This is a genomic window from Streptomyces solincola (assembly GCF_002982015.1).
Lineage (GTDB): Bacteria > Actinomycetota > Actinomycetes > Streptomycetales > Streptomycetaceae > Streptomyces > Streptomyces solincola.
Genome location: NZ_PVLV01000100.1, coordinates 1 through 5,603, shown reverse-complemented (window position 1 = coordinate 5,603; position 5,603 = coordinate 1). Strand labels below are relative to the sequence as shown.

At 74.7% G+C, this 5,603-nt stretch carries 5 protein-coding genes; 3 read left to right on the top strand and 2 right to left on the bottom strand.

Annotation, left to right across the window (positions count from 1 at the left end):
• Positions 1 to 35 precede the first annotated feature (35 nt).
• Entirely contained in the window at positions 36 to 503 is a 468-nt protein-coding gene (locus C6N75_RS07990) for an anti-sigma regulatory factor (protein ID WP_105868154.1), read from the bottom strand.
• Between the two features lie 795 nt (positions 504 to 1,298).
• Positions 1,299 to 2,354, bottom strand: a complete 1,056-nt coding sequence (locus tag C6N75_RS07985) for a GDSL-type esterase/lipase family protein (RefSeq protein ID WP_105868151.1) — start codon at positions 2,352 to 2,354, stop codon at positions 1,299 to 1,301.
• Between the two features lie 311 nt (positions 2,355 to 2,665).
• Here C6N75_RS07985 and C6N75_RS07980 point away from each other — a divergent pair, with 311 nt between their 5' ends.
• From C6N75_RS07980 to C6N75_RS07970, 3 genes are all read left to right on the top strand, one after another.
• A complete protein-coding gene (locus C6N75_RS07980) occupies positions 2,666 to 4,129 on the top strand; it encodes an amino acid permease (protein WP_258177284.1) in 1,464 nt (487 codons plus the stop codon).
• A 10-nt stretch (positions 4,130 to 4,139) separates the two neighbouring features.
• Positions 4,140 to 4,595 carry an Lrp/AsnC family transcriptional regulator gene (locus tag C6N75_RS07975; RefSeq protein WP_105868150.1) on the top strand — a complete coding sequence of 152 codons (456 nt, stop codon included), beginning with the start codon at positions 4,140 to 4,142 and terminating at the stop codon, positions 4,593 to 4,595.
• 306 nt (positions 4,596 to 4,901) lie between these two features.
• The coding region (locus C6N75_RS07970; RefSeq protein ID WP_181160395.1) for a carbon-nitrogen hydrolase family protein at positions 4,902 to 5,603 on the top strand (702 nt) is incomplete at its 3' end.

Below are 5,603 nucleotides of genomic sequence, written 5' to 3'. Positions count from 1 at the left end.
GGCCTCGGACACGGTCTGGGCGGCCGCCCGGGACATCAGCGGTCCCTCCACCGGGTGACGACGACCGTGGTGCCCTGTCCAGGGGCGGTGTCCACCCGGAAGTCGTGCATCAGCCGCCGGGCGCCGCCCAGACCGTGTCCGAGGCCCGAGCCGGTGGTGTAGCCGTCGGTGAGGCAGCGCTCCAGGTCGGCGATGCCGGGGCCGTCGTCGCTGACCGTCAGGCGCAGCCCGGACCGCCCGGCCGAGACGAGCGGCCGGATCTCCACGGTGCCGCCGCCCCCGTACACGAAGGCGTTGCGGGCCAGCTCGCTGGCGGCGGTGACGATCCTGGTCTGGTCGACCAGCCCGAAACCGGCCTCCACGGTGGCCGCGCGCACCGCGTGGCGCAGGGCCAGCAGGTCCTCCTCGGAGGCGGCCGGGTAGCGCGCGGTCCCGTCGCCGGCCCGCTGCCCGGCGGGCGGCGCGGACGGCCGCCCGGCGGGCCGCAGGGGCACGCCGTCCATGTCGTCCGCCGGGCGGCGCGGCGCGACCACCGGAGCCCCGAGCGCCCTTCCCTCATGCCGTACGGTCACGACGCCTCCCGGAACCGGGCGTGAGGGGGCGGGGCCGCGCCGCGCGGTGCGCCGGCGTCCGGACGCACGGAAGTCGTCGCCGTGCCCGTACGTACGGCGTCCGCCGCCGCTCCCGGGCGTACGGCGGGGCGGCCGCTCCCGGGCGTACGGCAGCCGTCGTCGCACCCGTGCGGACGGCGGTCGTCGCCGTGTCCACGGGGGCGGGATGCCCGGCCGCGGGGGTCGTCGCGCGGTCGCCTGCCGGGGGGCGGCCGGAGGGTCCGGCCGGGCGGCGTGGCGACTGCTTCACCGTGTACACAAGCACCTTTCGCGTTCGGCGGCGGTTCGGGGCCGGGGCGGCGGGGCGACGGGCGCCGGCCTCCGGACGGCCTTCCATCGTCGCATCCGGCCGGTCGTCGTCGTGGGCGTCGACGCCGCGCGCGCCCTGCCGGGCGGTGCCGCGGCGGGCGGCGCGAGGGGCGGTCCGACCGAGCCGGCCACCGCCCCTGCGCCCGCTCACCAGGCGGCCGACCCCTGTGCGGAGGGCGCCCCGGCCGTCCGCGCCGGCGCGGACGCGGCGGGGCGCGGGCCGTCGGGTATCTCACACGCGGCCGAACGCGCGCGGACGGTGTGCGCGAGCGCGAAGGACGCGGTGTGCGGCTGCCGGGACGACAGCGCCGGACATGCCCTCCGGTCCACGGCCCCTCCTCGTCTCGACGTCACCGATGTCACCGATCGAAGGCGCGGCTACCCGCAGTCCGCCCGGGCATGCCTGCCGGACGGCCGCGGACCGGCCGCAAGACCGGGCCAGGCGCCCCGCACGGCGGCCGCGACCGCGCGGGCGAGCCGGGCGTGCCCCGCGTCGTCCGGGTGCAGTCCGTCCGCCAGGTGCTCCGGGCCCAGCACGTCCCGTCCGGGCAGCAGCGCCAGCCGGCCGTCCCCGGCGGCCGCGGTGTCCCGGGCCGCCTCCTCCATGGCGGCCCGCAGCGCGGCGAGGGTGGCACCCGCCGGGTTGGCGGTGTGCTCCGCCTCGGGCCGCAGCAGCGGGGAGACCACGAGCAGCGGGGTGTCCGGGTGACCGGCCCGCACCAGCGCGACGAACGTGCGGACCGTCTCGTACAACAGGGCGGCCGAACAAGGCACGCCGAACCAGCAGTTGGTGCCGAAGGCGAGCGTGGTCAGGGCGGGCGCGGGCAGCCGCCCGAGCTGCTGGGCCAGCGCGAGGTCGCCGCGCGCCGAGCCGGCGTAGCCGAGGTTGACCGGGTCGAGCCCGAGGATCCGCCCGGCGGCGGCCGGCCAGGCGCGCGCGGGCCGGGTGGCGAGCCAGCCCTCGGTGATCGAGTCGCCGTGCACCAGCCAGCGGGGCCGTCCCGGCGCGGGGGCGATGCGCCCGCCGACGGCCCGGATGCCGGTGAACCGGGGCGCCCGGCTCTCCGGCGGATAGACGGTGAAGGGGTGCGAGGAGCGGGGCGAGGGCAGCGGGACGGTCACCTCGGCCTCCTCCACGGGGTCGGCCAGGACCTCGCACACCTCGGCCCCGTCCTGCCACAGGCCGAAGCAGTGAGGGAGCTCACGTGTCCGCTCCCGCGGGCCGGGTACGGCTGCCCGGTAGCGCAGTGCCACGGCGCGGACGCCGGGGGACGCGGCGAACTCCAGCCGCACCCCGGTCGGCACCTCGGCCCGTGCGGTGGTGTCCCACGGCAGCCGGGCCAGGTCGCCGGGGTCGGCGCGCACCGGGCGGCCGTCCCCGTCGAACCACGAGGTGCCGCGCAGGAACGGCTCCGGGGCCAGCCAGTCGTCCATCGTCGGTCCGTCCTCCTGTGGCGGGTGGGGGCGGCGGGGCCAGAGGCCCGCCTGCCCCCGATGTTCCGATTCGTGTGCCGGAGCGCAATGTTTCCCCGTCGGGGACCCCAGCACGCAATGATCAACTGCCGGAACGCAACAACGGTGCATTACGGTCGCGAAGCGATGGGGTTTAGGCTCGTGCCCCGTACCAGGAGTGGCGGCGACCGCCGGCTCGGCGGTCTCCCCATCCAACGGGCTTCGTCCCGCTGCCCGCGAGCCGCCTGGCGTACGCCGTCAAGCCATCCGCAGCGCAGAAGGAGCCCCCAGCAGTGCTGGACCAAGGCACAGCCTCTCCCGCCACCGAGCCTCCCGCCCGCAAGGCGTCCGGCCTCTCCGTCCTCATGCGCCGCAAGCCGGTGGATGTGCTGGTAGAGGAGGGTGGCAAGGGTGAAGGCGGCACGCTCCGCCGGACCCTGTCCATGTGGCAGCTCACCATGATCAGCATCGGCGCCACCCTGGGCACCGGCATCTTCGTCGTCCTCGGCGACAGCGTGCCCAAGGCCGGCCCGGCGATCACCATCGCCTTCGTGCTGGCCGGTCTGACGGCTCTCTTCTCCGCCCTCTCCTACGCCGAGCTGGCCGGCACCATCCCGGTCGCGGGCTCCTCGTACTCGTATGCGTACGCAACGATGGGCGAACTGGTCGCCTGGGTCTGCGGCTGGTGCCTGGTGCTGGAGTACGGCGTGTCGGTGGCCGCGGTCGCGGTCGGCTGGGGCGAGTACCTCAACGAGCTGCTCAACGGGACGATAGGCGTCACCATCCCGGCGGTGCTGTCCTCCGCGCCCGGCGAGGGCGGGGTCATCAACCTGCCCGGCCTCCTCGTCGTGCTGCTGGCCATGGTCTTCCTGCTCGGCGGCGCCAAGGAGTCCGCGCGGGCCAACACCATCATGGTGATCGTCAAGATCGCGGCGCTGCTGCTGTTCTGCGCCATCGGCTTCACCGGCTTCCAGTCCGGCAACTACGCCGACTTCATGCCGCTGGGCGTGGCCGGGGTCAGCGCCGCCGGAGCCAGCCTGTTCTTCTCGTACATCGGCTTCGACGCCGCCTCCACCGCCGGTGAGGAGGCGAAGAACCCGCAGCGCGACCTGCCGCGCGCGATCATGCTGTCGCTGATCATCGTCACCGCGCTGTACGTGCTGGTCGCGGCGGTCGCCGTGGGCGCCTGGAAGTGGACCAAGTTCGAGGGCTCCTCCGCCTCGCTGACCGCGATCATGAACGACGTCAGCGGCCAGACCTTCTGGGGCACCCTGCTCGCGGCCGGCGCCGTCATCTCCATCGCCAGCGTGGTGCTGACCGTGCTCTACGGCCAGACCCGGGTGCTGTTCGCGATGTCCCGCGACGGCCTGGTGCCCAAGGTCTTCGGCAAGGTCAGCGGCAAGACCGGCACCCCGCGGGTCAACACCGTCCTGGTCTCGCTGTTCTGCGGCGCGCTCGCCTCGGTCATCCCGCTCGGCAAGCTCGTCGACGCCACCAGCATCGGCACCCTCTTCGCCTTCGCGCTGGTCAACGTCGCGGTGGTGATCCTGCGCCGCACCCGCCCCGACATGCCGCGCACCTTCAAGGCGCCGCTGGGCTGGACCTTCCCCGTCCTCGGCTTCGCCTTCTGCGTCTACAACATGTTCAGCCTGGACACCGTGACCTGGGTGGTCTTCGGTTGCTGGATGGCCGCCGGTCTCGTGTTCTACTTCCTCTACGGCATGCGCCGCTCCCGACTGGCCACCGCAGAGAAGTGATCCACCCCCCGTGCGCCTGAACGATCTCGACGAACGCATCGTCCACGCCCTCGCCGAGGACGCCCGCCGCTCCTTCGCCGACATCGGATCGCTGGTCGGCCTCTCCGCCCCCGCCGTCAAGCGCCGGGTGGACCGGCTCCGGGCGGAAGGGGCCATCACCGGCTTCACCGTCCGGGTGGACCCGGCGGCGCTCGGCTGGGAGACCGAGGGCTTCATCGAGATCTACGCACGGGGCAACACCTCCCCGGAGACCATCCAGCGCGGCCTGGAGCGGTATCCGGAAGTCGCGTCCGCCTCCACCGTCACCGGGGAGGCGGACGCGATCGTCCAGGTCTTCGCCTCCGACATGCGCCACTTCGAGCGGGTGCTGGAGCGCATCGCCGGCGAGCCGTTCGTGGAGCGCACCAAGTCGGTGCTGGTGCTCTCACCGCTGCTGCGGCGCTTCTCCTCCGGCTCGCCCGCCTGAGCCGCCCGGCCACGGGCCGCCGCACACCCGCCGCGGCCACGGGCCGCCGCCCGCCCGGAGCCACGGGCGCCCCACCCGCCACGCTCGGCGCGCAATGAATCGCCGCCCGGTCGCGTACGAGCGCAACGGATCGATGGTCGGTGCGCAACGGTCGCGGCTTGTCCCATATGAGCACCGGACCGTACCGTTTTGAACGTCCCCGGCACGCTGCGATGCCGCGATGCACCCGGGCCGCCCGCCCGGACCGCGCGCATCCCGCCCGGGCGCCGTTCCCGCCGTACCGCCCGACACACCCCGAGGTCGCCGATGCCGCCGCTGCGCACCGCCCTGCTCCAGAGCTCCGGACAGCCCGGTGACGTCGCCGCCAACCTCAAGGTCCTGGACGAGGCCGCCGGCCGGGCCGCCGCCACCGGCGCCGCACTGCTGGTCGCCCCCGAGATGTTCCTGACCGGATACGCCATCGGCGACGGCATCGCCCGGCTCGCCGAGCCCGCCGACGGGCCCGGCGCCGACGCGGTCGCCGCCGTCGCCGTCCGGCACGGCCTCGCTATCACCTACGGCTACCCGGAGCGCGACGGCGACAGCGTCCACAACTCCGCGCAGATCATCGGCCCGGACGGCGCGAGGCTCGCGAACTACCGCAAGACCCATCTCTACGGCGGCTTCGAGGCGGACGCCTTCACCCCCGGCGACCTGCCGGTCGTGCAGACCGAGCTGAACGGCGTCCGGATCGGGCTGATCATCTGCTACGACGTGGAGTTCCCGGAGAACGTCCGGGCGCACGCCCTGGCCGGCACCGAGCTGCTGGTCGTGCCCACCGCGCTGATGCACCCCGCAGAGATCGTCGCCGAGTCGGTCGTCCCGGTGCGCGCCTTCGAGAACCAGCTCTACCTCGCGTACGCCAACCGGGTCGGCGTCGAGGGCGAGTTCGACTTCGTCGGGCTCTCCGCGCTGGCCGGCCCCGACGGCACCGCCCGGGCCCGGGCGGTGCCGTCGGGGCCGGCCAGC